The organism is Pseudomonas sp. LB-090624 (assembly GCF_003205205.1).
Taxonomy (GTDB): Bacteria; Pseudomonadota; Gammaproteobacteria; order Pseudomonadales; family Pseudomonadaceae; genus Aquipseudomonas.
On sequence record NZ_QJRL01000002.1, the window covers coordinates 305,075 to 332,034 of the forward strand.

The 26,960-nt window shown below is 64.1% G+C and carries 24 protein-coding genes; 11 read left to right on the plus strand and 13 right to left on the minus strand.

Annotated elements, in window-relative coordinates; genetic code table 11:
- Positions 1-43 precede the first annotated feature (43 nt).
- From DMX11_RS03355 to DMX11_RS03370, 4 genes are all read right to left on the minus strand, one after another.
- Positions 44-1,378: an MFS transporter gene (locus DMX11_RS03355; RefSeq protein WP_110743207.1), complete on the minus strand. Its 1,335-nt coding sequence runs from the start codon at positions 1,376-1,378 to the stop codon at positions 44-46.
- A 180-nt stretch (positions 1,379-1,558) separates the two neighbouring features.
- Positions 1,559-2,770 carry a M24 family metallopeptidase gene (locus tag DMX11_RS03360; protein WP_110743208.1) on the minus strand — a complete coding sequence of 404 codons (1,212 nt, stop codon included), beginning with the start codon at positions 2,768-2,770 and terminating at the stop codon, positions 1,559-1,561.
- 157 nt (positions 2,771-2,927) lie between these two features.
- A complete protein-coding gene (gene katG, locus DMX11_RS03365; RefSeq protein WP_110743209.1) occupies positions 2,928-5,186 on the minus strand; it encodes a catalase/peroxidase HPI in 2,259 nt (752 codons plus the stop codon).
- A gap of 324 nt (positions 5,187-5,510) precedes the next feature.
- Complete coding sequence (locus DMX11_RS03370; RefSeq protein WP_110743210.1) at positions 5,511-6,140, minus strand: glutathione S-transferase family protein; 630 nt, start codon at positions 6,138-6,140, stop codon at positions 5,511-5,513.
- Between the two features lie 293 nt (positions 6,141-6,433).
- On the opposite strand from DMX11_RS03370, the gene DMX11_RS03375 reads away from it, so the two are divergent.
- Positions 6,434-6,751, plus strand: a complete 318-nt coding sequence (locus DMX11_RS03375) for a DUF2388 domain-containing protein (protein WP_110743211.1) — start codon at positions 6,434-6,436, stop codon at positions 6,749-6,751.
- A gap of 58 nt (positions 6,752-6,809) precedes the next feature.
- Here the strand turns inward: DMX11_RS03375 and glcC are convergent, their stop codons facing one another.
- The gene (gene glcC, locus DMX11_RS03380; protein ID WP_110743212.1) at positions 6,810-7,574 is read right to left on the minus strand and encodes a transcriptional regulator GlcC; all 765 of its coding nucleotides are present in this window, start codon (positions 7,572-7,574) and stop codon (positions 6,810-6,812) included.
- Between the two features lie 195 nt (positions 7,575-7,769).
- Between glcC and glcD the strand changes: the two genes are divergently transcribed.
- Genes glcD through DMX11_RS03400 form a run of 4 tightly spaced genes read left to right on the plus strand, consistent with a single transcriptional unit; the run spans position 7,770 to position 11,957 of the window.
- Positions 7,770-9,269 carry a glycolate oxidase subunit GlcD gene (gene glcD, locus DMX11_RS03385; protein WP_110743213.1) on the plus strand — a complete coding sequence of 500 codons (1,500 nt, stop codon included), beginning with the start codon at positions 7,770-7,772 and terminating at the stop codon, positions 9,267-9,269.
- On the plus strand, positions 9,269-10,321 hold the full coding sequence (gene glcE, locus DMX11_RS03390; protein WP_110743214.1) for a glycolate oxidase subunit GlcE: 1,053 nt from the start codon (positions 9,269-9,271) through the stop codon (positions 10,319-10,321). The genes glcD and glcE overlap by 1 nt, the downstream gene beginning before the upstream one ends.
- Before the next feature lie 9 nt (positions 10,322-10,330).
- Entirely contained in the window at positions 10,331-11,566 is a 1,236-nt protein-coding gene (glcF, locus tag DMX11_RS03395; RefSeq protein WP_110743215.1) for a glycolate oxidase subunit GlcF, read from the plus strand.
- A complete protein-coding gene (locus DMX11_RS03400; RefSeq protein WP_110743216.1) occupies positions 11,559-11,957 on the plus strand; it encodes a heme-binding protein in 399 nt (132 codons plus the stop codon). The genes glcF and DMX11_RS03400 overlap by 8 nt, the downstream gene beginning before the upstream one ends.
- A 35-nt stretch (positions 11,958-11,992) precedes the next feature.
- Here DMX11_RS03400 and DMX11_RS03405 read toward each other — a convergent pair whose 3' ends face one another.
- Entirely contained in the window at positions 11,993-12,574 is a 582-nt protein-coding gene (locus DMX11_RS03405) for a flavin reductase family protein (protein ID WP_110743217.1), read from the minus strand.
- A 175-nt stretch (positions 12,575-12,749) separates the two neighbouring features.
- On the opposite strand from DMX11_RS03405, the gene DMX11_RS03410 reads away from it, so the two are divergent.
- A complete protein-coding gene (locus tag DMX11_RS03410) occupies positions 12,750-13,088 on the plus strand; it encodes a hypothetical protein (RefSeq protein WP_110743305.1) in 339 nt (112 codons plus the stop codon).
- A gap of 86 nt (positions 13,089-13,174) precedes the next feature.
- Positions 13,175-14,608 carry a PLP-dependent aminotransferase family protein gene (locus tag DMX11_RS03415; protein WP_110743218.1) on the plus strand — a complete coding sequence of 478 codons (1,434 nt, stop codon included), beginning with the start codon at positions 13,175-13,177 and terminating at the stop codon, positions 14,606-14,608.
- Here DMX11_RS03415 and DMX11_RS03420 read toward each other — a convergent pair.
- Positions 14,601-15,797, minus strand: coding sequence for a cyanate transporter (locus DMX11_RS03420; protein ID WP_110743219.1), 1,197 nt, complete (start codon positions 15,795-15,797; stop codon positions 14,601-14,603). The two genes, DMX11_RS03415 and DMX11_RS03420, sit on opposite strands and share 8 nt — an antisense overlap.
- A 203-nt stretch (positions 15,798-16,000) precedes the next feature.
- Here DMX11_RS03420 and DMX11_RS03425 point away from each other — a divergent pair, with 203 nt between their 5' ends.
- A complete protein-coding gene (locus DMX11_RS03425) occupies positions 16,001-16,438 on the plus strand; it encodes a carboxymuconolactone decarboxylase family protein (RefSeq protein ID WP_110743220.1) in 438 nt (145 codons plus the stop codon).
- A 68-nt stretch (positions 16,439-16,506) separates the two neighbouring features.
- Here the strand turns inward: DMX11_RS03425 and DMX11_RS03430 are convergent, their stop codons facing one another.
- A complete protein-coding gene (locus DMX11_RS03430) occupies positions 16,507-17,517 on the minus strand; it encodes an AraC family transcriptional regulator (RefSeq protein WP_110743221.1) in 1,011 nt (336 codons plus the stop codon).
- Between the two features lie 170 nt (positions 17,518-17,687).
- Between DMX11_RS03430 and DMX11_RS03435 the strand changes: the two genes are divergently transcribed.
- From DMX11_RS03435 to DMX11_RS03445, 3 genes are read left to right on the plus strand one after another with little or no spacing between them, the layout of a single operon-like run.
- The gene (locus tag DMX11_RS03435) at positions 17,688-18,872 is read left to right on the plus strand and encodes an acetyl-CoA C-acyltransferase family protein (protein ID WP_110743222.1); all 1,185 of its coding nucleotides are present in this window, start codon (positions 17,688-17,690) and stop codon (positions 18,870-18,872) included.
- 11 nt (positions 18,873-18,883) lie between these two features.
- A complete protein-coding gene (locus DMX11_RS03440) occupies positions 18,884-19,732 on the plus strand; it encodes a 3-hydroxybutyryl-CoA dehydrogenase (RefSeq protein WP_110743223.1) in 849 nt (282 codons plus the stop codon).
- Positions 19,733-19,744: 12 nt separating this feature from the next.
- Positions 19,745-20,326 carry a TetR/AcrR family transcriptional regulator gene (locus DMX11_RS03445; RefSeq protein WP_110743224.1) on the plus strand — a complete coding sequence of 194 codons (582 nt, stop codon included), beginning with the start codon at positions 19,745-19,747 and terminating at the stop codon, positions 20,324-20,326.
- A gap of 126 nt (positions 20,327-20,452) precedes the next feature.
- On the opposite strand, the gene DMX11_RS03450 is transcribed toward DMX11_RS03445, so the two are convergent.
- Genes DMX11_RS03450 through DMX11_RS03470 form a run of 5 tightly spaced genes read right to left on the minus strand, consistent with a single transcriptional unit; the run spans position 20,453 to position 26,952 of the window.
- Entirely contained in the window at positions 20,453-20,830 is a 378-nt protein-coding gene (locus DMX11_RS03450; RefSeq protein WP_110743225.1) for a response regulator, read from the minus strand.
- A gap of 44 nt (positions 20,831-20,874) precedes the next feature.
- Positions 20,875-22,101: a hybrid sensor histidine kinase/response regulator gene (locus tag DMX11_RS03455; protein WP_110743226.1), complete on the minus strand. Its 1,227-nt coding sequence runs from the start codon at positions 22,099-22,101 to the stop codon at positions 20,875-20,877.
- Positions 22,095-22,670, minus strand: coding sequence for a chemotaxis protein CheB (locus tag DMX11_RS03460; protein ID WP_110743227.1), 576 nt, complete (start codon positions 22,668-22,670; stop codon positions 22,095-22,097). Before DMX11_RS03460 ends, DMX11_RS03455 begins: the two co-directional genes overlap by 7 nt.
- On the minus strand, positions 22,667-23,488 hold the full coding sequence (locus tag DMX11_RS03465; protein WP_110743228.1) for a protein-glutamate O-methyltransferase CheR: 822 nt from the start codon (positions 23,486-23,488) through the stop codon (positions 22,667-22,669). The genes DMX11_RS03460 and DMX11_RS03465 overlap by 4 nt, the downstream gene beginning before the upstream one ends.
- Entirely contained in the window at positions 23,485-26,952 is a 3,468-nt protein-coding gene (locus DMX11_RS03470) for a response regulator (RefSeq protein WP_110743229.1), read from the minus strand. Before DMX11_RS03470 ends, DMX11_RS03465 begins: the two co-directional genes overlap by 4 nt.
- Between the last annotated feature and the right edge of the window lie 8 nt (positions 26,953-26,960).

Below are 26,960 nucleotides of genomic sequence, written 5' to 3' on the forward strand. Positions count from 1 at the left end.
GCCTTTTCGCGAGCACGCCCGCGCAAAGGCCAGCACAGCTCAATCAATCTTCAAGGGCCGAGTGCGCCGTCTCTCGGCACATCAGCATGGCCACCAGCGCCACCAGTGCCGCCGCCAGCAAATACCCGGCCGGCGCCAGTTTGCTGCCGGTCACCTGGATCAGCCAGGTGGCAATGAACGGTGCCGTCCCGCCAAACAACGCATTGGCCACATTGAAACTCAGGGCGAAGCCGCTGAAACGCACCCGGGTCGGGAAGATTTCTGCCAGCAGGCACGGCAAGGTTCCGTCGTTCATCGCCAGCATCGCCCCGAACAATAGCTGGATCGCCAGGATCACCAGCAGCGGCTGCCCATCCAGCAGGCGGAACAGCGGCACCGTCAAGCCCAGGAATAGCAGCGAGGCCACTACCAGCATGGTCTTGCGCCCGAACTGGTCGGACAGCCGCCCCATCAGGAAGATCAACCCGATGTAGGTGGCCAGCGACACGGTCGAAGCAATGAACGAATCGCGCTCGCTCATGCCCATTTCACTGGACAGGTAGGTCGGCATGTAGCTCAGCAGCAGGTAGAACGCCACCGCGTTCAGGCAAGTAACGCCAATGCCGATGGCCAGGCTGCGCCGGTGCTGCCCCAGCAACTCACGCAGCGGCGTCGGGGCCAGGCCGGCTTTGTTTTCCAGCCGTTGCTCCATCTCCAGGAACTTGGGTGTGTCCTGCAGGCTCATGCGGATATAACGCCCCACCAGGCCGAACGGCGCCGCCAGCAAAAACGGCAGGCGCCAGCCCCATTCGTGCAAGGCTTCAGTGCTGAGCAGTTCGTGCAACAGGGCGACGAACGCCGCACCGAACAGCAAACCCGCCGCCGTACTGGCCGGCACAATGCTGGTGTACAAGCCCCGCCGGCCGGGCGGCGCGTATTCGGCCAGGAACGCTGCGGCCCCGGCATATTCGCCCGATGCGGAAAACCCCTGCACCAGGCGAATCACCAGCAGCAGGCACGGCGCCCACAGGCCGATTTGGGCATGGCCAGGAAGCAGGCCAATGCAAAATGTAGAGACCGACATGATCAAGATCGACCACGATAGTGCGTTGCGGCGGCCATGGCGGTCGCCGAAATGGCCCCAGACAATGCCCCCCAGCGGCCGCACTAGGAACGACAGGGCGAACACCGCAAAGGTTGCCAGCAGGCCAGTGGTCTTATCGGTTTGTGGGAAGAAGATGGCGGCGATGATGGTGGCGAGATAGCCGTAGGCGGCGTAGTCGAACCATTCGACGAAGTTGCCCATGAAACTGGCCCGGGCGGCCTTGCGCAGGGCCTGGCGTTCAGCGTTGTGCGCGGGGCCGGCGACAGCGGATGGGTCAAGGGTGGTGCTGGTCATGACGGGTACCCTCTGGTTCTTTTAATTGGCGGCAGGGTCTGGTGGTCATACGGGCTATTTTTTTGTTGTCTGTGCTGGCCTCACGCTGCAAGCCAGCGCCCACAGGGTACTGCGCAAGTCCTGGATAGTGCGCAGCACCTGTGGGCGCTGGCCAGCCAACGATGAGGCCAGCATGGGTGCTTATGTGCGGATGATGTTGTGCTCTGGCCCATACGGGAAGCGGGTGATGTTTTCGGCACCACTGTCGTTGACGATCAGGATGTCATGCTCGCGATAGCCGCCCGCACCCGGCCGCCCTTCGGGCAGCATGATCATTGGCTCGATCGACACCACCATGCCCGGTTCCAGCACCGTGTCGATGTCTTCGCGCAGCTCCAGCCCGGCCTCGCGACCGTAGTAGTGGCTCAATGTGCCGAACGAGTGGCCGTAACCGAAGGTGCGGTACTGCAGCAGGTCATGGCGCAGGAAGATCTCGTTCAGTTCACGGGCGATATCGCTGCAGCGCATGCCCGGACGCACCAGTTTCAAGCCGGCCTCGTGGACTTCGACGTTGGCCTCCCACAGGCGCAGGTACTCATCCGGGCAGTGGTCGAGGAACAGCGTGCGCTCCAGCGCGGTGTAGTAGCCAGCAATCATCGGGAAACAGTTGAGGCTGAGGATTTCGCCCTTGCCCACCCGACGGCTGGTCACCGGATTGTGCGCGCCATCGGTGTTGAGCCCGGACTGGAACCACGTCCAGGTGTCCATCAGTTCTGCATCGGGGAAACGCCTGGCAATTTCCCGCACCATCGCCTGGGTGGCATGCAACGCCACCTCGTACTCGGGCACATGCTCGCGCAAGGCCTCGACCACCGCCGCGCCGCCGATATCGGCCACCTGTGCACCGTGACGGATCAGCGCCTGCTCCTGCGCCGACTTGATCATGCGCATGCGCATGCAGGGTGCACCGATGTCCACCAGTTCGGCCCTGGGGTAGCAGGCAGCCAGTTTGCCGTGGTTCTGCAGGTTGAGGTGGTCGTACTCTACGCCGATGCGCGAGGCCAGTGGCAGTGCCTGCTGGATGGCGACGAAGTAGTTGTCGCGCTGCCAGTCGGTGTAGACGATGTTGTCCGTGCCGACCGTGCGCCGCCAAGGTTGCCCGCCATCGATGTTGGCACTGATCGAAACCACTTTGTCCTGGGTGATTACCAGGGCATATGGGCGGCCGAACGAGCAGTACAGGAAGTCGCTGTAATAATTGACATTGTGGTACGAGGTAAAGATCGCCGCCTCGATGTCCTGCTCGGCCATGTAGGCCCGCAGCCGGGCGTGGCGGGCGGCATATTCCTGGGCAGTGAAGGTTGGCTGCACCTTGTCGCCGTTGCGGATTTTCAGGGTCTTGGGCATTTGCATGGTCGGGGTTCCTTGTCGTTGTGAGCACGCTGTTCAGGCCGGCCGCCTGAGAAGCATTGCAACAGAACCGACGAGGGCACTTTTGTATCTATCCGACCTGGAATTGGCGGGATCGCCGCGGGTTTGGGGGCGCAGGGCGCCCCCAAATTCAATGCAGCTATTTCAGGTCGAAGCGATCCAGCTCCATGACCTTCTCCCAGGCAGCCACAAAGTCCCGCACGAACTTGTCGCCACCATCACCACTGCCATACACCTCGCTCAACGCCCGCAACTGGGCATGCGACCCGAGCACCAGATCCACCCGGCTAGCAGTCCACTTCACCTGCCCGGTCTTGCGGTCGCGTCCTTCAAAGGCCTCGTTGTCCGCCGATGTCGGCTTCCATTCCACGCCCATGTCCAGCAGGTTGCGGAAGAAGTCGTTGGTCAGGGCACCAACCTTGTCGGTGAACACGCCCTGGGTGTTGCCGCCATGGTTGGCCCCCAGCACCCGCAGGCCACCGATCAGCACGGTCAGTTCCGGCGCGGTCAGGGTCAGCAGTTGGGCTTTATCCAGCAGCAGCTTCTCGGCCTTCACGCTGTAACGGCCCTTGCTGAAATTGCGGAAGCCATCGGCCAGCGGTTCCAGCACGGCGAACGACTCGACGTCGGTCTGCTCTTGCGAGGCATCGGCGCGGCCCGGGCGGAACGCCACGCTGAGGTTGTGCCCGGCGTCCTTGGCCGCCTTCTCCACCCCAGCGGCGCCGGCGAGGACGATCAGGTCAGCCAGGGAAACCTTCTTGCCGCCGGCATTGAACTCGGACCGGATCTGCTCCAGCGCCGCCAGCACCTTGCCCGTGCCCTGGTTGGCCGCCCAGTCCTTTTGCGGTGCCAGGCGCAGACGGCCGCCATTGGCCCCGCCACGCTTGTCCGAGCCACGGAAGGTCGAGGCCGCCGCCCAGGCAGTGGCCACCAGCTCGCCAACGCTCAGCCCCGTTGCCAGCACCTTGGCCTTCAGCGCTGCAACGTCCTGCTCGCCTATCAGCGGGTGGTCGACTTGCGGGATCGGGTCTTGCCACAGCAGTTCTTCATTGGGCATTTCCGGCCCGAGGTAGCGCGCCAGCGGGCCCATGTCGCGGTGGATCAGCTTGTACCAGGCGCGGGCGAAGGCATCTGCCAGTTGCTCAGGGTTATCCTTGAAGCGACGGGCGATCGGCTCGTAGATCGGGTCGAAGCGCAGCGCCAGGTCGGACGTCAGCATCGATGGCGCGTGGCGCTTGGCCGGGTCGTGGGCATCCGGCACGGTGCCCGCCCCTTTGCCCTCTTTCGGCGTCCACTGGTGGGCGCCCGCCGGGCTCTTGGTCAGCTCCCATTCAAAGTTGAACAGATTGTTGAGGTACTCGTTGCTCCACCGGGTCGGCGTCGAAGTCCAGATCACTTCCAGGCCGCTGGTAATGGCATCGCCACCTTTGCCGGAGCCAAATTTGTTGGCCCAGCCCAGGCCCTGGAGTTCCAGGCCGGCTGCTTCGGGCTCGGGGCCGACGTTGTCTGCCGGGCCGGCGCCATGGGTCTTGCCAAAGGCGTGGCCACCCGCGATCAGCGCCACGGTTTCTTCATCGTTCATGGCCATGCGGCCGAACGTTTCACGGATGTCCCTGCCCGAGGCGACCGGGTCAGGGTTGCCTTCCGGCCCTTCCGGGTTCACGTAGATCAGGCCCATCTGCACAGCGGCCAGCGGGTTCTCGAGGTTGCGCTCGCCACTGAGGTCCCGGCTTTCTTCCTCCGGGTGCTTGGCGGGCTCTGCCACCAGGTCACCCTGCCCTGGCGGCTGGGCCTTGACCTGTTCCTTGCCATAGCGCGTATCACCGCCCAGCCAGACTTTTTCTGAGCCCCAGTACACATCTTCGTCCGGCTCCCACACATCGGCACGCCCGCCTGAGAAGCCGAACGTCTTGAAGCCCATCGATTCCAGGGCGACGTTACCGGTCAGCACGATCAGGTCTGCCCAGGAAATCTGGTTGCCGTACTTTTGCTTGATTGGCCACAGCAGGCGCCGGGCCTTGTCCAGGCTGACGTTGTCCGGCCAGCTGTTGAGCGGAGCGAAACGCTGCTGGCCTGAACCCGCGCCACCGCGCCCATCGCCAATGCGGTAGGTACCGGCGCTGTGCCAGGCCATGCGGATGAACAACGGTCCGTAGTGACCGAAGTCGGCCGGCCACCAGTCCTGCGAGTCGGTCATCAGGGCGGTCAGGTCTTTTTTCAGCGCCTGGAAGTCGAGGCTCTTGAACGCCCTGGCGTAGTCGAAATCCGGGTCCATTGGGTCGGACTTCGACGAGTGCTGGTGGAGAATTCTCAGGTTGAGCTGGTCAGGCCACCAGTCACGGTTGGTGGTGCCGCCACCTGCGGTTTGATGGAACGGGCATTTCGATTCGTTCGACATCTGCGGGTACCTTCGGGTCGGTTATCCAGATTTCCGGTCTATGCCAGGTGTTCTTTCAGCCGAGCGCGTGCGCTCGAGCTACCCCTCATCAGGTGTACACGGGGCTTGCGAAGCTGTCACGGCGCGCGGGTAAGGTCTTGCACGCAGGTGCTGACACCCTGCCCGTTCGCGGAATTCGCGGGGCCAGGGAAAAGACTAGCCGAGCTTGGGCAGAGGTCTAATAGAGTGGCTATTAGAGGGTGATAGGTTGGCTCTGTCAGGTTGTCCTGTGCCAGCGGCTGCGCGGCTTCGCCTGCGAAAGGGCCGGCACAGGGATTCTTCCTGTCAGTGCTGAGCAGCAGCCGGCATTAGCTCATACGGATGCTTCCAGCCAGGCAACGCCTGAATCCGCGCCTTCCATGCCTCGATGTGGGTGAACGCTGACAACTCGATTCCGGTGTCCTCGGGCATGAACACATACCCGGCCAACGACAGGTCGGCGATGGTCAGGCGCCCACCCACCATGAACGGCGTTTTCGCCAGGTGCGCGTCGACGATGCGGTAGGCCGCCGTGGCCCGCTCGCGCAAGAAGTGGGTCACATCGGTTTCGCCCGTTTTCTTCAGGCAGAACAGAAAACGCAACGCGGCGTAATAGCTGGTGAATTTGTGGTTGTCGAACAGCATCCAGCGCCAGATCTCCCGCTTTTCGTCCTCGTCACGGGGGCCGAACTGCCCGGTTTGCTCAGCAAGGTATTCGAGGATCAGCGCGGACTGGGTCAAGGACTTGCCGGCGTGTTCCAGCACCGGCACCTCGCCCTGCTCGTTGACCTCGTCACGCCAGGCTTGCTCACGGGTCTGGCCATTGAAAAAGTCGACGAACACCGGCTGCCAGTCTTGGCCAGTGAGTTCAAGCATCAGCGCGGCCTTGTAGGCGTTGCCGGATTCAGCGAAGCAATGCAGCGTGTAGTCGGGCATGGGCGGACCTTCATTTTCCTTTGAATGATCATGCTGCCCGAGCAGATCACGCCCGCCCCTGCGCCGTCAATCCAGCCCGAGGCGATTTGCACATGGCGCCCCAGGGCGCAACTTCGGCTTCGCCATCGTCGTGCCAGAGCCGAGTGTGCTCGAGGTGCGTGATTACGACCAAACGTTCGGGCGTGCGGCTGCTTTGCAATATCCAGACGAACAAGGGAACTACCACCACCCCATGCTTTCTTAAACACTGAGTGTTTTATTTCCCTGTGCTTCACGCTACTGGAGAACAAGACATGCGCCACCTACTCCTCGCCCCTGCGCTGCTGCTCCTGCTGCCTGCCGGTGCCGCCCTGGCCCGCGTCGATGCGGGCGACGTCGCCACTTCGGCCGGTGTTTCCGCCTCGCTCTACTCTACCTTCAAGGACGACAAACGGATCATCCCGGCCCGTGACGAGCTTTCTGCCTTCGTCGCCAGTGGCGGTGAGATTCGCGGCGCCTATGTTGAAGCGGCGTTGGAGCAAGCGCGCAAAGACCATCCAGGGCTGCAAGCCAATGATGAAGAGCTGGCCAGGGCCATCCTGTCGCAGGATGACCGCATAGCCGACCACTGAGGCTGACCTGCACCGGCCCTGTCGCGGGCTTACCCGCAATGGGGCCGGTGCAGGCTCATTACCCCCAGCCATCCATGCGCATGGTCGCCCTGATCAAGCGCTGTTCTTCCTGCTCGATCTCCCGCAAATTGTCACGAATGCCATTGATGTGTTCGCGCGCCGCCCGCTGGGCTTGTTCAGGAAGCTGCTCCATGACCGCGTGGTACAAGCGCGCATGCTGCCGATCGATCTGGCGCTTCTGCGCCGGCCGGCAATACAGGTTGTTGACCGAAGCGAACACCGTGCTCAAGGTCAGGTCACTGAGCGATTGCAGCGTATGCACCAGCACTGGGTTGTGCGACGCCTCGCTGATCGCCCGGTGAAAAGCATGATCACGTCGGGCATGCTCGCGGGCATCGAGCGGCTCGGCAGCCTCGTGCGCCGCCAGCATGTCTTCGTAGCGACGGCGGATCAACAAGCGGTCGACCTCGGTGGCGCGCAATGCCGCCAGCCGCGCCGACTCAGCCTCCAGCAACGCCCGCACCTCCAGCAGGTCGAACAGCGTACGGGGCTGCGAGCTGAACAAGTGCATCAATGGCGTAGCACCCACCTGCCCTGTCAGGTCGGCGACGAACGAACCGCGCCCCTGTTCGGTATCGATGATGCCGCGCCCACGCAGAATGCGCAGGCCCTCGCGCAGCGCTGAACGCGAACAGCCAAGCTTCTCCACCAGGCGCCGCTCCGAAGGCAGGGCCTGGCCGACCTTGAGCACACCTTCGACAATCAGCCGTTCGACCCGCTCGGCCACCTGATCGGCAACCTTGGCCTTGCCTTCCGTACCCACTGCGCACCCTCCTGCTGGTAGGACCACTTCGACCACTCCCTCCAATCTAGCCGGCCAAAGCCGCCAATCACCAGTACCCACAGCATAAAGTGGTAGGACCAGCTGCGCCTGCACTCGACCTCCACCACCGCCACGCGCAGGCTGCTACGGTGAACGCTTTGCCAACAACAATAAAAACCGTTGCCGAGTGAGCCGATGAATATCCTGTACGACGAGCGCGTCGACGGCGCGCTGCCCAACGTGGACCGAGCAGACTTGTTACAAGCGCTGCGCGCCGCCTTGCCCGACCTCGAAATCCTGCACCGCGAAGAAGACCTCAAACCCTACGAATGCGACGGCCTGTCGGCCTACCGCACGGTGCCGATGCTGGTGGTGCTGCCGGAGCACCTGGCGCAGGTAGAGACCCTGCTCAAGCTTTGCCATCAGCGCGGCGTACCGGTGGTAGCACGGGGGGCCGGTACCGGCCTGTCGGGCGGCGCCTTGCCGTTGGCCAAGGGCATCCTGCTGGTGATGGCACGCTTCAACCGCATCCTCGAAGTGAACCCCCAGGGCCGGTTCGCCCGCGTACAGCCTGGCGTACGTAACCTGGCCATCTCCCAGGCTGCCGCCCCTCATGGTATGTACTACGCGCCAGACCCGTCCTCACAAATCGCCTGCTCCATAGGCGGTAACGTCGCCGAAAACGCCGGTGGCGTGCATTGCCTGAAGTACGGGCTGACCGTGCACAATCTGCTCAAGGTGGAAATCCTCACCGTCGAGGGCGAACGCCTGACGCTGGGCAGCGATGCCTTGGACAGCCCAGGCTTCGACCTGTTGGCCTTGTTCACCGGTTCCGAAGGCATGCTCGGCATTGTCACCGAAGTTACCGTGAAGCTGCTGCCCAAGCCACAGGTGGCGCGGGTGCTGCTGGCCAGTTTCGACAGCGTCGAAGACGCCGGGCGGGCCGTTGCTGACATCATTGCCGCCGGCATTATCCCCGGCGGGCTGGAAATGATGGACAACCTGGCGATCCGCGCCGCGGAAGATTTCATCCACGCCGGCTACCCGGTGGACGCAGCGGCGATCTTGCTGTGCGAACTGGATGGCGTCGAGGCCGATGTGCACGACGACTGCGAACGGGTCGCCGCCGTACTGGCAGATGCCGGCGCTCGCGAGGTGCGGCTGGCCTGCGACGAGGCCGAACGGGTGCGCTTCTGGGCCGGGCGCAAGAACGCCTTCCCGGCGGTGGGGCGCATTTCCCCGGACTATTACTGCATGGACGGCACCATTCCACGGCGCGAACTGCCACGGGTACTCAAGGGCATCAGCGACCTTTCCAGCGAATACGGCCTGCGCGTGGCCAACGTGTTCCATGCCGGCGACGGCAACATGCACCCGCTGATCCTGTTCGATGCCAACCTGCCGGGCGAGCTCGAGCGCGCCGAAGCCATCGGCGGCAAGATCCTCGAACTGTGCGTGGCCGTCGGCGGCAGCATCACCGGGGAACATGGCGTGGGCCGCGAGAAGATCAACCAGATGTGCGCGCAGTTCAACAGCGACGAAATCACCCTGTTCCATGCGGTAAAGGCCGCATTCGACCCGCAGGGCCTGCTCAACCCCGGCAAGAACATCCCGACCCTGCACCGCTGCGCTGAATTCGGCGCCCTGCATGTGCACCATGGGCAGCTGCCCTTCCCTGGGCTGGAGCGCTTCTGATGAGCACGGACCGCGATAACAGCCAGGCCCTGCTGGAGCAGGTCAACCAGGCCCTGAACCAGGGTACGCCACTGCGCATATTGGGCAGCAACAGCAAGGCCATGCTCGGCAATGCGGTGGCCGGTGAGGTGCTCGACACCCGCAGTCACCGTGGCATCGTCAGCTATGACCCGACCGAACTGGTGCTGACCGCTCGCGCCGGCACACCGCTGCGCGAAATCGAGGCGGTCCTGCACGGAGCCGGCCAGATGCTGCCGTGCGAACCACCCCACCTTGGGCCTAATGCGACATTGGGCGGCATGGTCGCAGCCGGTTTGTCAGGCCCCAGGCGGCCGTGGGCTGGGTCGGTGCGGGACTACGTGCTGGGTACACGCGTCGTCACCGGCCAAGGCAAGCTGTTGCGCTTTGGTGGCGAGGTGATGAAGAACGTTGCCGGCTACGATGTGTCACGCCTGATGGCGGGGAGCTTCGGGTGCCTGGGGCTGTTGACCGAGGTGTCGCTGAAGGTGCTGCCACGCCCGCGCCAGTGCCTCAGCCTGCGCCTGCCGATGGGCCGCCACGAGGCGCTGGCCGAGTTGGCCGAATGGGGGCAGCAGCCGCTGCCGATCAGCGCCGCCTGCCATGACGGCGAAGCACTGTACCTGCGCCTGGAGGGCGGCGAGGGCTCGGTGCAGTCGGCACGCCAGCGGCTGGGGGGTGAACCACTCGATAGCAGCTTCTGGAGCGACCTGCGCGAACAGCGCCTGGCCTTTTTCAAGGGCCCTGACCCGCTGTGGCGCTTGTCCGTGCCCACCGCCTGCGGTGAGCTGGAGCTGCCCGGCCAGCAGCTGGTCGACTGGGGCGGCGCCCAGCGCTGGCTCAAGTCCAGCGCACCGGCACACGCCATTCGCGACCAAGTTGCCAAGGTGGGCGGTCACGCCACCGGTTATGCCCTCGGTGCGGCCAGCAGCGCGCCACTGACCGCCGGCCTGATGCGCTACCACCGCGCCCTGAAGCAGCAGCTCGACCCCCAGGGCATATTCAACCCTGGCCGCCTGTACCCGGACCTGTGAGGCCAGACCATGCAAACCAACCTCAGCGAAACCTCCCGCCGCCTGCCCCGCGCCGACGAAGCCGAGAGCATCCTGCGTGCCTGCGTGCACTGTGGCTTCTGCACCGCCACCTGCCCCACCTACCAGTTGCTGGGCGACGAACTGGACGGCCCGCGCGGGCGCATCTACCTGATCAAGCAAATGCTCGAAGGCGAGCCGACTACCGCCAGCACCCAGTTGCACCTGGACCGTTGCCTGACCTGCCGCAACTGCGAGACCACCTGCCCTTCCGGGGTGAAGTACCACGACCTGCTGGACATCGGCCGCGCCGTGGTCGAGCAGCAGGTGCCACGCCCGCTCAGCCAGCGCCTGTTGCGCCAGTGCCTGCGTGCGGTGGTACCGCGGCCGGCACTATTCAAGGCGCTGACCCGCAGCGGCCAGGCCCTGCGCCCGCTGCTGCCGGCTACGCTCAAACACAAGCTGCCGGCGCGCATCACACCGCCCGGCCAGCGCCCTGTGCCGCGCCATGCCCGCCGGGTGCTGATGCTCGAGGGCTGCGTGCAACCCGCGCTGTCGCCCAACACCAACGCCGCAGCCGCGCGGCTGCTCGACCGTCTGGGGATCAGCGTGCAACCGATCCGGCAGGCGGGTTGTTGTGGCGCAGTGGACTATCATCTCAACGCTCAGGAGCAAGGCCTGCAAAGGGCCCGGCGCAATATCGACGCCTGGTGGCCGGCCATCGAAGCCGGTGCCGAGGCCATTGTGCAAACGGCCAGCGGATGCGGCGCATTCGTGCGGGACTACGGCCATCTGCTGGAAAAAGACCCCCAGTACGCCGCCAAGGCCGCACGGGTCAGCGCCCTGTCCCGCGATCTGGTCGAAATACTGCGCGATGAGCCGGTCGAGCAACTGGGCCTGTGCGCCGAACAGCGCCTGGCCTTCCATTGCCCGTGCACCTTGCAACATGCCCTGAAGCTGGGCGGCGCGGTGGAGGCTTTGTTGACGCGCCTGGGCTTTAGCCTGACCGCGGTGCCCGATGGCCACCTGTGCTGTGGTTCGGCGGGCACCTATTCGCTGACTCAGCCGGAGCTGTCTTTGCAACTGCGCGACAATCGACTGAATGCCCTGGAAAGCGGCAAACCGCAAGTCATCGCCACTGCCAATATCGGCTGCCAGAGCCATCTGGACGGGGCTGGGCGCACGCCAGTGCGGCACTGGATCGAAATCGTCGAAGCAGCCCTGAACCCGGAGACCTCCCATGCATAGCAAGTTCGTGATCGGCCAGTCCGAAATAGCCCGAGTACTGACCGCCGCCCGTCAGGAAGCCCTGACCCAGAACTGGAACGTGACCATCGCCGTGGTCGATGACGGTGGCCATCCGCTGGCACTGGAACGGCTGGACGGTTGTGCGCCGGCCAGTGCCTACATCGCCCTGGAGAAAGCCCGTACCTCGGCGCTGGGGCGCAAGGAAACGCGGGATTACGAAGCTATGGTCAACGGCGGGCGCACCGCCTTCGTGACCGCGCCGCTGCTGACGTGCCTGGAAGGTGGCGTGCCGCTGAAGCTGGAAGGCCAGGTGGTCGGCGCCATTGGCGTGTCCGGGGTCAAGCCCGAACAGGATGCCCAGGTGGCCAAGGCCGGGGCTGCCGCCCTCTGAGCCCGGTGCCGGCGATTGCGCCAGCACAGGCTGCATCAACCCTGTGAATCCACCACCACGGCCTCGCCAATCGCATAAAAATGCCCACCCGCCACGTAGTGCAAGCTGCGCCACTGCGGGTCGGCATTCTCATAAGCCCAATGGCCATCGCGGAATACCCGGTCATCGGCCCAGGCCGCCACAACCTCGCCAATGAACAGGTCATAGGTGTGCTGGTTGTGCGGCTCATCGATCACCCGGCACATCAACCAGGCCGAGCAGCCCTGCACCAACGGCGCCGTGTATCCCTCGACCCGCGCCAGCTGCACCCCGATGCTGGCCAGCTTGTCGGGCTGGTCGAACAGGCTGCGTGTCCCTACCTGATGGGTCAGTTGCGCCTGAGCCGCGGTCGGCACCTGGATCACGAAGTAGCCACTGCCCTCTACCAACTGCCGGGTGCGGGCAATCTTGTCGAGTACCACGGTCACCTTTGGCGGGTCGAAATCCAGGGCGCAGGCCCAGGCCGCCGCCATTACGTTGTCCACCCCATCATGGCTGGCCGATACCAGCACCGTCGGGCCGTGGTTCAGCAGGCGATAGGCCTTTTTCAGGTCGACGGGTTGGAAATGGCTGTGCATGGCAATCCTCGGCAAGGCAGGTCGCAAAAGGACGATTGTGCCGCAGGCACCGCAGACTCGCCACATTCGAGCAGCTTCAGAATTTCCCTACAACACGCACAGACGCGTCCTACTTGCTGCCTCAGCCTGGAGAAAACAAGATCTGCACAGGATGACCATCCAGGGGAAATGCCGCATGCACCTGTACGCCCGCTCCATTGCCGAACTCCGCAGCAGCCTGCGCGAAATGCTGGACCATGAGATCAGCAACCCTGATGAAGACCCGCACCTGTCGGGGGTGATGTTCTTCTGTGCGACCGATGAACAGACCCGCTTGCTGATCGAGCGCATCGAGCTACTGGCCAGCGAGGTGTTTTTCGCCCCGAACGGGCGGGTTATTACCGAGCATATGCGAGCGGCGGCAGTGGATGGCGTGTGCATCAAGCGCAACCGCAAGGCACCGGCGGACGAGACGGTGATCCGCATCGCCCTGGCAGATAAAGGCTATATCACAGTGAGCACGGCCCGGTTCTGATGGCCATTGCTGGGGCCGCTGTGCGACCCCATGCTGTTGCCCAGCCAATCCGCTATCCTGTGCACACCCCTGCCCCGGACCGTCCCATGGAACTGCACATTCGGCTGGATGGCCGCAAAGGCCTGGCCGACCAGCTTTACCAGCAATTGCGCGCCCGTATCGACAATGGCCATCTGGCTGCCGGCACTCAACTGCCACCCACGCGGCTGTTGGCCGAACAGCTGGGGGTATCACGCAAGACCGTGGCCGAAGCCTATTCGCGCCTGACCTATGACAACCTGCTCAGTGGTGTGGTCGGCCGTGGCACCTTCGTCACCCCGCGCCAACCTCTGCGCAGCAGCGAACCCGCCGCCATCGCCCTCGCTGGCGCCGCATCGCTCGAACGTTGGCAACAGCGCGCCACGGTGCTTGGCCAACGCCAGCTGCAGGCCCCGTCACGCTTCGACTTCATCGGGGGTGCCTCGAGCAAGGCACAGTTCCCGTTCGACCAGTGGCGCAGTTGCCTGAACTACGCTTTGCGCCGCAGCCAGCGCCACCCCGAGCGGCAGTTCGCGGCCCAAGGCCTGCCGGAGCTGCGCGAAGCCATCGCCCGCCACATTGCCTACGCCCGCGGCGTACATTGCAGCGCCGCCGACCTGCTGGTGTGCAACGGCGCCCAGCAGGCACTGGACCTGATCGCCCGGGTGCTGGTCGAACCCGGCTGCCGGGTGGCCATGGAAGACCCTGGCTACCCGCCGGCACGCCAACTGTTCCTGGCTTTGGGCGCTCGCCTGCAATCGGTACCGGTGGACGCTGAAGGGCTGTGCGTGGAGCAGATCGCCGATGGCACCCAACTGATCTACGTCACGCCGTCGCACCAGTTCCCCCTGGGCATGCCGATGAGCGAGCCGCGTCGCCAGGCCCTGTTGGCGCGGGCTGCCGAGCTGGGGGCGCTGATCATCGAAGACGATTACGATTGCGAGTTCCGCTACCATGGCCCAGCCTCGGACGCCCTGCAGCGCCTCGACCGGCATGGCCTGGTGGCCTACGTCGGGACATTTTCCAAGACCTTGCTGCCTGAGCTGCGCCTGGGTTACGCCGTGTTGCCGCCTGCGGTGCTGCAAGCCGCCTGCGTGGCCAAGCACCTCAGCGACTGGCACAGCCCGACCCTGCTGCAATGGGCGCTGGCGCGCTTTCTTGGCGAAGGCCACCTGAACAAGCACATTCGTCGCTGCCACGAGGTCTACAGCGCCCGCCGCGAGCGCATCCTGGCGCGGCTGGGGGGCGATCTGGCACCGTGGTTCAGCGCCATCCCCGCCAGCGCCGGCTTCCATCTCAGCGCCTTGGCCAGGCCCGGGGTCGATGTGGAGTTACTGGCCAACCTGGCGCGCAAGGTGGAGGTTGGCCTGTACTCGCTGGCACCTTTCTTCAGCGAAGCGCCGGTACGCCCGGGGCTGCTGATGGGCTTTGGCGCCATCGAGCTGCTGGATATCGACCCGGCACTGGACCGGGTACGCGATACCTTGCAGCGTCTCAGCTGACCGGTGCAGCCTTGCCCGCCACTGCCCGGCGGGCGATGACGGCCGCATAACCGCGCGGGTTGAAGCACGCGGTCACCAGCAACATGGCCAGCACGGTCACGGTCAGCAGCGTCCAAGACGCCTGAAAGTCGCCACTGACATCGCGCAGCCAGCCAGTGATGTACGGCACGATGCCGGTGATGATGAAACCGATGCCCTGCACGAACGCCGCGAGGCTGCCAGCCTCGGCCGGGTTTTTCAGGTGCTCCAGGGTCAACGTCAGGCATTGGCTGAAGCAGGCACCCAGGCCAAAACCGATCATCGCCACCCACAGCCCCGACGCCACTGTTGGCGCCAGCAGCAGGCCGAGGAAGCCGGCCAGCTGAATCCCCAGCGCCAGCCACAGCCCCGGGCGCCGGTCTGCCAAGCGCCGTAGCAGCAGCGGCAGGCCCAGCGCGCCGGCCACCTGGAAGACGGTCATCAGGCCCACCAGGTCGGCGCCACTCTGGGCGCTGCCGCCGTGCTCGATGTGGTAAGCCGGCAACCAGGCCACCATGCTGGTGTAGCCGCCATTGATCAGGCCGAAGTACAGGGCCAACAACCAGGCCCGGCGGGTGCCGAACCAATGCCCGCCCGTAGCCCCTGGCAGCGCTGGCGCGCCCTGGCGTGGCCGCAGCACGACCCAGGCCAGCACGGCCAGCACCGCCGGAATCGCCCACAGCCCAAGGCCGGCCTGCCAGTGGCCGAAGTGGCCGCTGATGTGTGGCCCAAGCACTGCTGCCAGGCCACCGCCGGTCATCAGCGCCGCCGAATACAGGCCCATGGCCCCGGCCAGGCGCCCCGGGAACCAGCGGTTGACCAGCCCCGGCATCATGCCCTGCACCAACGCCACGCCCAGGCCGGCCAGCACCGCACTGGCGATCAACGCCCAGGCACTGTCCAGTTGCAGACGCCACAGGCAAGCCAACGCGATCGCCGCCAGCCCGCCAAGCATGCCGCCATGCTCGCTGATCCAGCGCCGCAGCCAGGGCTGTAGCAATGGCACCAGGCCCATGCACAGCACCGGCAGCGCGGTCAGCAGGGCGGCCTGCTGGTAACCCAGGCCGGTGCTGGCGCGCATGGGCTCAAGTAACGGGCCGATACTGGTCAGGATCGGCCGCAGGTTCAGCGCCAGCAGGATCACCAGCAACAGGTTCAGTGCAGCTCTCATTGTCGATCGGTTCTCTTCTGGCAAGACCTGGTCATTATCCCGGCTTGGCTGGCCTGGCAGAAATGAAGAGATTGGATGCTTGTCAGTGGCCGGCTGAATGCACGATTGGCCTCCCGCTTATGTGCGGAATTGGCTATCGGGGTAGCCATTGTGCGGCGCTACAGTGACGCCATCGCCACCCCACACCTTTTTTGGAGACTGCCGTGCATAACCGTATCGAATGGGCCAAACACGCACCCGAAGCCTACAAGGCCATGGTCGGCCTCGAACAGGCCCTGGCCAACAGCGGCCTGGAAAACTCGCTGCTGGAACTGGTGCGCTTGCGCGCCTCGCAGATCAACGGCTGCGCCTACTGCGTCAACCTGCACGCCAACGATGCGCGGAAGGCCGGTGAGACCGAAGCGCGCCTGCAGACCTTGTGCGTATGGCAGGAAACGGCCTACTTCACCCCGCGCGAACGCGCAGCGCTGGCCTGGGTCGAAAGCCTGACGCGCTTGCCTGAACAAGGCGCACCGCAGGGGGAGTATGAAGCCTTGCGGGAGCACTTCGAGCCGGCCGAGATGGCCAACCTGACCTTGGCGATTGCCACCATCAATGCCTGGAACCGGTTCGGGGTCGGGTTTGCCATGGTGCCGGCCTGAGCATTGCCAGCCAGCCTTGACCGGCCTCTTCGCGGGCAAGCCCGCGATGACGCCAGTACAGGTCGTAGCTACCGCCCGACCAAGCGGGCCCGGTAGCTGCCGGGGCTCTGCCCGGTCCATTTCTTGAACGCCCGGTGAAACGCACTGGGCTCCTGGAAGCCGGCCTGTTCGGCGATTTCTGCAATGCTCAGCACCCCTTCGCGCAACCGCTCGAAGGCCATGGCCCGGCGCACCTCATCCTTGATCTGCTGGTACGACCGCCCCTCGCGCTCCAGCTGTCGGCGGAAGGTGCTGGCGCTGATCCCCTGCTGCTGCGCCAGTGCCGCCAACGTCGGCCACTGCCCATAACGCCGCGCCCGCAGGTGCCGGTAAACCTCGGCCACCAGGCCGTTCTGGTTACGAAAGCGAATCACCAACCCCTGTGGCGCACTGCGCAAGAACGTCTTCAGCGCTGCCACATCCTGCACCACCGGCAACCGCAGGCAGGCGCTGTCGAACTCCACCTCGGTACGCCCACTGCCCAAGCGCAGGTCCGGCCCCCACAACAGCAGGTCGTCTTCCTGGGCCGGGCGCGACACCGACAGCTCGGTGCGATCGATGGTGATCCGTCGCCCGCCCAGCCAGCACAGGATGCCGATCATCAGCACCAGGTAGGTTTCCTCGGCATACACGCGGGTCAACGGGTCGGCGATGGTCGATTGCACACTGATCAGCGCGCGCCCACCACGCACCGTCAGGCTGCCGCGCAAGTCGCGCAGAAACAAGCCGAAACCGCCCATGCACTGGCGCAAGGCCTTTTCCAGGTTGGGCTCAAGGATCAGCCCGCGACAGATCAGGGCGAAACTGCCCAGCGGCATGCCATGGCTGTCGAGGCGAAAGAACTCATCGTCCAGGCGCTGGATCAGCGCCAGCCACAGCTCGGCGAAGGCCTTGGCCGGCACCCGCGCCTGGGGCTGAGCGAGCAGCTGCGGCTCGATGCCCACCGCGCGCAACTGCGCATCACGCTCGACAGGGCTGTCGCGCAAAGCGTGGAGCATCGCATTGAGGAAGTACACGGCGACCGAATCGCTATCGCGCATGGCGGTTTTCGCTGTCTATGCTGAGTGGCAAAAAGTGCCAGGTTGTTTGAACAGTTCCGGCATAGGCTGCAACAGAGCCTTTGCCTAGACTCGGACCCACTCCGGGATCTCTCCGGCCATTCTCGCAGAGCCTGGCCCGGTCCCGCCATGCCTTCGCAATCGGAGCTACCATGAGCAGCGCAGAAATCTATGTCGTCAGTGCCGTCCGTTCAGCCATTGGTGGCTTTGGCGGTTCCCTCAAGGATCTGCCACTGGCCGACCTGGCCAGCGCCATCACCCGCGCCGCCATCGAGCGGTCGGGCCTGGCCGCCGAACAGGTCGGCCACCTGGTAATGGGCACTGTCATCCCTACCGAACCCCGCGACGCCTACCTGGCGCGGGTAGCCGCAATGAACGCCGGCATCCCCAAGGAAACCCCGGCCTTCAACGTCAACCGCCTGTGCGGCTCTGGCCTGCAGGCCATCGTCTCGGCGGCCCAGGGCCTGTTGCTGGGCGACACCGACGTGGCCATTGCCGCCGGTGCCGAATCCATGAGCCGTGGTCCTTACCTGCTGCCGCAGGCACGTTGGGGCGCACGCATGGGTGACCTGCAAGGCATCGACTATACCGTCGGCGTACTGCACGACCCGTTCGAGCACTTCCACATGGGCATTACCGCTGAAAACGTGGCGGCCAAACATGGCATTACCCGCGAAATGCAGGACGAACTCGCCCTGAGCAGCCAGCGCCGCGCCGCCCGCGCCATTGCCGAAGGCCGCTTCGCCAGCCAGATCGTGCCGCTGGAACTGAAAACCCGCAAAGGCAGCGTGCAGTTCAGCGTCGATGAACATGTGCGCGGTGACGTGACCGCCGAGCAACTGGCCGGCATGAAGCCGGTGTTCAAGAAGGACGGCACCGTCACCGCCGGTAACGCCAGCGGCATCAACGACGGTGCCGCCGGCCTGGTGCTGGCAACCGGGGACGCCGTACGGCGCCTGGGCCTGAAGCCGCTGGCTCGCCTGGTCGGCTACGCGCATGCGGGGGTGGAACCGGAGCTCATGGGCCTGGGGCCAATCCCCGCCACTCACAAGGTACTGGAGAGGACCGGCCTCAAGGTGCAGGACCTGGACGTGATCGAGTCCAACGAGGCCTTCGCCGCCCAGGCCTGCGCCGTGGCGCGCGAACTGGGCTTCGACCCGGAAAAGGTCAACCCCAACGGCTCCGGCATTTCACTGGGTCACCCGGTCGGTGCCACCGGCGCGATCATCGCTACCAAGGCCATCCATGAACTACAGCGCATCCAGGGTCGCTACGCCCTGGCCACCATGTGCATCGGTGGCGGCCAGGGTATCGCCATCGTCTTCGAGCGCGTTTGAGGGAGCAACACATGAACATTGAACACATTGCCGTGATCGGCGCCGGTACCATGGGTAACGGCATCGCTCAGGTGTGCGCGATCGCTGGCTTCCAGGTGTTGCTGGTGGATGTCTCCGACGCGGCACTGGAGCGCGGCGTAGCGACACTCGGCAAAAACCTGGAGCGCCAGGTTAGCAAGGGCACCCTCGACGCCGACAAGGCCGCAGCGGCGAAAACACGTATCCGCACCAGCACCGACTATGGCCAGCTCAACACCGCGCAGTTGGTGATCGAAGCGGCCACCGAGAACCTGCAACTCAAGCAGCGCATCCTGCAGGAGGTAGCGGCCAACGTCACGGCCGACTGCCTGATCGCCACCAACACGTCTTCGCTGTCGGTCACCGAGCTGGCCGCCAGCATAGCGCACCCCGAGCGCTTCATTGGCGTGCACTTCTTCAACCCGGTGCCGATGATGGCGCTGGTCGAGATCATTCGTGGTCTGCAAACCAGCGACAGCACCTACGCCCAGGCGCTTCTGGTGACGGAAAAAGTGGGCAAGACCCCGATCACCGCCGGTAACCGCCCGGGCTTCGTGGTCAACCGCATTCTGGTGCCAATGATCAACGAGGCGATCTTCGTGCGCCAGGAAGGCCTGGCCAGTGCCGAGGACATCGACACCGGCATGCGCCTGGGCTGCAACCAGCCGATCGGACCGCTGGCGCTGGCCGACCTGATTGGCCTGGACACCTTGCTGGCGATCATGGAGGCCTTCCATGAAGGCTTCAACGACAGCAAGTACCGCCCTGCCCCGCTGCTCAAGGAAATGGTCGCGGCCGGCTGGCTGGGGCGCAAGACCGGCCGCGGTTTCTTCACCTATTGAGGAGCTGGCGCCATGCCCCCGATCAATGCGGCGATGCGCTGTGCCAACTTTGAAGAGCGACGTGACCGGGCCATGGCGCTGTTCGCCGAGAAGGGCTTTGGCCAGGTCAGCATGCGCGAGCTTGCAGCCCATGTCGGGCTGACTGCCGGCTCGCTGTACCATCACTTCCCCAGCAAGCAAGACCTGTTGTTCGACTTGATCGAGGAGTTGTACGAGGAGCTGCAGGCCACCCTGGACCAAGGGCGGCGGGCCATGGCCCGGGGAGTTTCGGCGTTGAGCTGCCTGATTGCCGCGCATTGGCAATTGCATGCCGAACGGCCCCTGCAGTTCCGTTTGGCAGAGCGGGATCTGTGTTGCCTGAACGACGACCAGCAGGCGCGCCTGGCCGCGTTGCGCACGCGCTATGAGGCGGGGTTGCTGAGGTTGATCGCACCTCAGGCGAAGTTACAGGGCGAGGCGCTGGTGGCCACCGCGCATGTGGTAGCGACACTGCTGAACCAGCTGCCGGGGTTGTTGAAGGCCTTGCCCGAAGAGCAGGGCCTGGGGCTGATGGAAAGCATGCTGGTGGGCGGGCTGGAGCGGACCCTGCGCTAGACGCGGAGAACACCCTGATGAATGGCACGGGCTTCGCCCGTGTTCGCGGGACAAGCCCGCTCCCACAGGGAGTGCGCTGGATTCTAGAAATTGAGCAAGACAGTTGCTTCCAGCTACCCGGAAATTTCAGCGCAGCAGCGACTGGATCTGCTCGTGCAGGGTATCCAGGTCGAACGGCTTGGCCAAAATCGGTGCCTTGCGGGTGATCGGGCTGCCAGACTCGAGAATCTCCGCCGGGTAGCCGCTGATAAAGATTACCTTCAGGTCCGGTCGCAGCTTCACCGCAGGCTCGGCAATTTCCACCCCTGAAATACCACCCGGCAAGCGGAAGTCGGTGACCATCAGGTCCAGGTGCGGCTTGCTCGCCAATATGGCGAACGCCTGCTCACCATCCTCGGCGACCAGCACGTGGTAACCCTCGCCGGCCAGATAGTCTCGCAAAATCATGCGGATCGCCGGTTCGTCCTCGACCACCAGCACCACGTCTTGTGCATCTTCACTCATGTTAACGCCTTGAAATTCTTACAGTTGGCCATCAGACCCCAGGCTCACGCAGAGGTTGCCCGCGCCTGGTCGTTTTGTTGTTCGAATGTTGCCAGTGGCAGTTGCAAGGTGAAAGTGGCGCCTTTGCCCTCTTCACTTTCCACCAGGATGAGCCCGCCATGGGCGTGCACGATCTGTTCCGAGATATACAGCCCCAGACCCAGGCCACCACTGGCATGCTGGCTGGCGACCCGCTCGAACTGCTGGAAGATGCGCTGCTGGTTGGCCATGCCGATACCGATACCTTGATCCTGCACCTGCACGCAGGCCAGGCCATCCTCCTCGTACACACGCACCTTCACAGGCTTGCGCTCACCGTACCGCAAGGCATTGGACAACAAGTTCGCCAGTACTTGCTCAATCCGGAACTCGTCCCATTCCCCTTGCAGCGGCGCGCAGCAGTGCAACTCGATATGGGTGTCCAGTGCCGCGGCCTGGGCGGCAAAATTCTCCACCAAGCCGCGTACCAGCTGGCTCAGGTCAAATGCCTTGGGCCGCAGCGACAGTTTGCCGGTACGAATGCGCGAAACATCTAGCATATCTTCGATCAGGCGGATCAGGCTGTTGATCTGCCGCTCGTCGCGCTCGACCATGGCCTGCAACTTGTCGCCACTGAACGCGGCCAGGTTGCCACGCGCAAGGTGCAGCTTGCGCAGCTGGGTTTCCAGAATCAAGCCGTTCAGCGGCGTACGCACTTCGTGGGAAACGATCGACATGAAATCATCGCGCATGCGCACCGCGTGCTCCAGTTCACCACGCGCCACCTGCAACTGGGCCAGCAGCACTTCCTGCTCCTGGCGGCTGCGCTCCAGTGCCTGCAACTGGCGATCAAGCACCTTGCGTTGCCGGTAAAGGTCGACAAAAACCGACACCTTGCTTTTCACCGCCATGGTCTCGAGCGGTTTGTGCAGAAAGTCCACGGCACCACTTTCATAGCCCTTGAAGGCGTAGTTCATCTCGCGCCCGGCAGCGGTGACGAAGACGATGGGAATGTTGCGGGTTTTTTCCGTGCCGCGCATCAGCTCGGCCAGCTCGAAACCGTTCATCCCCGGCATCTGCACATCAAGAATGGCCAGGGCGAACTCGTGCTCCAGCAACAGCGACAGTGCAGCCTCGGCAGACTGGGCCTGGTGCACCTCGCGGTCTTCACCCTGGATCAAGGCAGCGAGGGCCAGCAGGTTTTCCGGCAGATCGTCGACGATCAGCAGCTTGGCGATGGTGTGGCTTAGCATGCGCTAGGTCCCAAGGCGGCGAGCAACTGCTCGATACCACTCAGAGTAAGAATATGGTCGGGCTGGTGCAGGGCCAGCGCGGCCTCCGGCATCAGCGCCACCTGTGCGTCGCGGGGGTCCTGGACAATGGTCCGGCCGCCGCTGTTCTTGATATAGGCAAGCCCTTGGGCACCGTCTTCGTTGGCCCCCGTGAGCAGCACGCCAAGCAGGCCGTCGCCATAGGCATCGGCCGCAGAGATGAACAGGTAGTCGATGGCCGGCCGGGAAAAATGCACCGGCGGCTCCTGGCTCAGCGACAGGGTGAAGTCACGCTCCACCGACAGGTGGTAGCCCGGCCCCGCTACGTAGATTTGCCCCGCACGCAAGGGTTGCTTGTCACGCGCCTCGCACACGGGGCGGTGCAGGCGGCGCTGCAGCACCTCGGCCAGCTGGCTGTGGCGGTCATCCGGCAGGTGCAACACGCACAGCACCGGGATGGCGAAGCCGGGCGGCAACGCGCCCAGCACCGTGAACAGCGCCGTCACGCCGCCAGCCGAGGCGCCGATCACCACCGCGCGCACCCCGTTCATGATTTGCGGTAGATCCGTTCAGGCTTGACCAGCGGCTCGAAGTGCTGGCTGTAAGCCGAAAAGTCCACCGACTCCTTGCTGCCCAGCACCAGGAAGCCGCGGTGGCACAGCGACTCGTGGAACAGCCCCAAGGCGCGATCCTGCAGCGCCTTGTTGAAGTAGATCAGGACGTTGCGGCACGACACCAACTGGGTTTCGGAAAACACGCTGTCAGTGGCCAGGCTGTGGTCGGCGAAGGTCACGTTGTCGCGCAGCGTGCTGTCCATGATGGCATTGCCATAGGCCGCCGTGTAGTACTCGGCAAAGTCACGCCGGCCGCCGGCGATGCGGTAGTTTTCGGCGTACTCACGCATGCTCTGCATCGAATAGATACCCTGCTTGGCCTTGTCCAGTGAATGCGGATTGATGTCGGTGGCGTAGATGATGGTGCGCTCCAACAGGCCCTCCTCGCGCAGCAGGATGGCCATCGAGTACACCTCCTCACCCGTGCTGCAGCCGGCAATCCAGACCTTGATCGAAGGCCAGGTACGCAACAACGGCACCACTTCGTTGCGCAGCGCCAGGAAGTGCCCCGGGTCGCGGAACATCTCGCTGACCGGGATCGTCAGGTACTGCAGCAACTGCATGAACATGCCAGGGTCGTGCAGCACGCGCTCCTGCAGCGCCGACACCGTCTGGCATTCGAACTGGCGCAGCGCATGCAGGATCCGGCGCTTGATCGAAGCGCCGGAGTAGTTGCGAAAATCGTAGCTGTACTTGAGGTAGATGGCCTCGATCAGCAAGCGGATCTCGATGTCGGTGTTACGTTCGCTAGTCAAATTCGCTCCAGTTGCGGCAGCCATACACGGATCAGCGAGAACAGGCGGTCCAGGTCGATCGGTTTGGCCAGGTAATCATTGGCACCTGCCTGCAGGCAACGCTGCTGGTCATCTTTCATCGCCTTGGCGGTCACGGCGATGATCGGCAGCTTGCGCCAGCGGGCTTGCTGGCGAATCAGGCGGGTGGCCTCGAAGCCGTCCATTTCCGGCATCATCACATCCATCAGCACCAGGTCGATGTCGTCATGCTGCTCCAGGCGCTCGATGGCCTCACGGCCGTTACGGCCGATCTCGACAATCGCCCCCTTGTGCTCCAGCGCACTGGTCAGGGCGAAGATATTGCGTACGTCGTCGTCCACCAGCAGCACCTTGCGGCCTTCGAACACCTTGTCGCGGCTGCGTGCAGTCTTGAGCATGCGCTGGCGTTCGTTGGACAACTGCGATTCGACCTTGTGCAGGAACAGCGTCACTTCGTCGAGCAAGCGCTCTGGCGAGCGGGCGCCCTTGATGATGATCGAACGCGAGTACTTGAGCAGGTCGGTTTCTTCTTCGCGGGTCAGGTTGCGCCCGGTATACACGATCACGGGCGGGAAGGCGCGGATATCTTCGGCGGTCATGCGCTTGAGCAGTTCGTTGCCCAGCATGTCCGGCAGCTTGAGATCGATGATCATGCAGTCATAGATGTTCTCGCGTAGCAGCGCCAGGGCGTCCTGGGCCATGCCCACAGCGGTGATCTCGACATCGTCATCGCCGATCAGGCGTGCAATGCTCTCGCGCTGCAGGTCGTCGTCTTCGACCAGCAGGATGTGCTTGAGCTTCTGCGTGAGCTTGGCCTCCAGGCGAGCGAACACTTCCTTGAGTTCTTCTCGGCTGGTCGGCTTGACGGCGTAGCCGACGGCGCCCATGTGCATGGCGGCCTCGACGCGGTCTTCCACAGAAATGATATGCACCGGGATATGCCGGGTATCGGCCTGCTCTTTCAGGCGTTGCAGCACGGTCAACCCGGAGTGGTCGGGCAAGCGCATGTCCAGCAGGATTGCATCAGGGATGTATTGGGCAGCCAACTCGAAGCCTTCGTCGGCGCCGTGCGCCACCAGGCAGCTGTAACCCAGCTCATGCGCCAGGTCGAACAGGATGCGGGCGAAGTTCGGTTCGTCTTCGATCACCAATATGCAGCGGTTGCCGAACGGTGCCCGTTCGCGGTCGTCGGCAAATGCCAGCACCGGGCGTTTCGGCGCAGCGACGGCCGCCACCTGCGGCACGGGCGGCAGCGCGTCGACTGCCGGGCGCAGGCTCAACGGCTCGACGTCCTGGGCCTGGTTCTCGAAGCGCTCCGGCAACACCAGGCTGAAAACACTGCCCTGCCCCGGGGTGCTTTCTACACTGATCTGCCCACCCAGCAAATGCGCCAGGTCGCGGGAGATCGACAGGCCCAGCCCAGTGCCGCCGTAGCGCCGGTTACTGGTGCCGTCGACCTGGTGGAAGGCACCGAAAATCGCCTGTTGCTGATCGGCCGCAATGCCAATGCCAGTATCACGCACGGCAAACACGATACCGCTGTCCGGCTGGTAGCCGATATTCAGGCTGACTTGGCCACGCTCGGTGAACTTGATGGCGTTGGACAGCAGGTTTTTGAGGATCTGCTCAAGGCGCTGGCGGTCGGTGAACAAAGTGGCCGGCACCTGCCCTTGGGCAGTCACCTCGAAAGCCAGGCCCTTTTGCCCGGCCAACGGTTCGAACATGCCGCGCAGGCCCTCGACCAGGCGCGCCACCTGGGTGCTCTCGGGCCGCACTTCAAGCTTGCCGGCCTCGACCTTGGCGATGTCGAGGATATCGTTGATCAGGTTGAGCAGGTCGTTGCCGGCCGAATAGATGGACTCGGCGAACTTGACTTGTTCGTCGCTGAGGTTGCCCTCGCCGTTCTCCGCCAGCAACTTGGCCAGGATCAACGAGCTGTTCAGCGGCGTGCGCAGCTCGTGGGACATGTTGGCGAGGAATTCGGATTTGTACTTGCTCGAGCGCTGTAGCTCGTCGGCCCGGGCCTGCAATTGCTCCTGGGCCTGGAGCAGTTCGTCGTTCTTGCGGTCCAGCGCTTCGGTACGTTCGGACAACTGCTCGTTGGTCTGCTCCAGTTCCGCCTGCTGGGTTTCCAGGTGGGCCTGGGATTCCTTGAGTACGCGCGATTGCTCTTCCAGCTCTTCGTTGGCGGTTTTCAGCTCTTCCTGCTGCACTTGCAGCTCTTCGTTCAACTGCTGGGTCTCGGCCAGCACCTCCTGCAAGCGCTGACGGTAGCGGGCGCTCTCGATGGACATGCCGAGGTTGCCCTCGACCCGCTGCAGCAGTTCATCGTCGCGCTCCTGCAATGGCCGCAGGAAGCCCAGCTCCACCACACCATTGATCTGCCCCCCATCGCTGGCCGGCATCAGCATGGCACTGCGCGGCAGCCCCTTGCCCAGGCCTGAGCTGAAGTGGAAATAATTTTCCGGGAGATCGTCCAGGCGCAGCAGCCTTTCTTCACGCACGGCCTGGGCCAGCAGGCCTTCGCTATTGCCGAGCACTTGCTCGCGGGCCTGCTCTTCGGCATCCAGGCCGTAGGTGGCCACACGCACCATCCGGCCATGCTCGTCACGCACATACAGCGCCCCGACCACACTGCCCAGGTAGCCGGCAAAGAAACGCAGGATATTGTCACCCAGCATCGGCAGGGTCAGCTGGCCCAGGACCTGCTCGGCCAGTTGAGTCTGCCCGTTGCGCAGCCAGGCCTGGTGCTCCAGGCGCTCGGCCGAGCGCTGCTGGGCCTTCAGATTCTCGTCATAGCTGTCAGACAACGCCATCAGGTCGCGCCGCCCAAGGTAGGCCAGCAAGGCGCTGAGGCCGACGATCAGCAGCACGAAGGCCGAAATCGCCGTCACGGTGACGGTGCTGACCTTCTCGTTCCGGGCCGTGCGCAATTGCTGCTCGATACCGATGAGGTTGTCGAACTCTTTCCGGATTTCATCGGTCAGGCGCTTGCCTCGGCCATTGCCGATCAGCTCCCGATAGGCGCCGTTATTGCGACGCAGGGTAATCATGTTGCTACCGAATTCGTTCCACGCCTGCTGCAACGCAATCAGCCTGTCGATGCGGTCGACTTGCTGTGGGTTGTCTTCGACCAAGCTACGCAAGCCTTGCAGGCTGCTGAGAATACGGGGTTTAGCCACCTCGTACGGGTCGAGGAAGCGCTCGTCACCGGTCAGCAGGAAGCCGCGCATGCCGGTTTCCATGTCGATCGACAGCTTGACCGTTTCGTTGGCATTGCCGATCACCCGGTCGGTGTGCTCGACCCATTGCATGGCCGAGAGCAGGTAGTTGATTACCGCGACAAAGGCCACGGCACCCAGCAGGCCCACACCCAGAGGAAGGCCGACATTGCGGCTCAGCAGTTTGCGGAAGCTTCGCTGGTCCATCGAGGCTGCTTGAATCATGAGAAAAC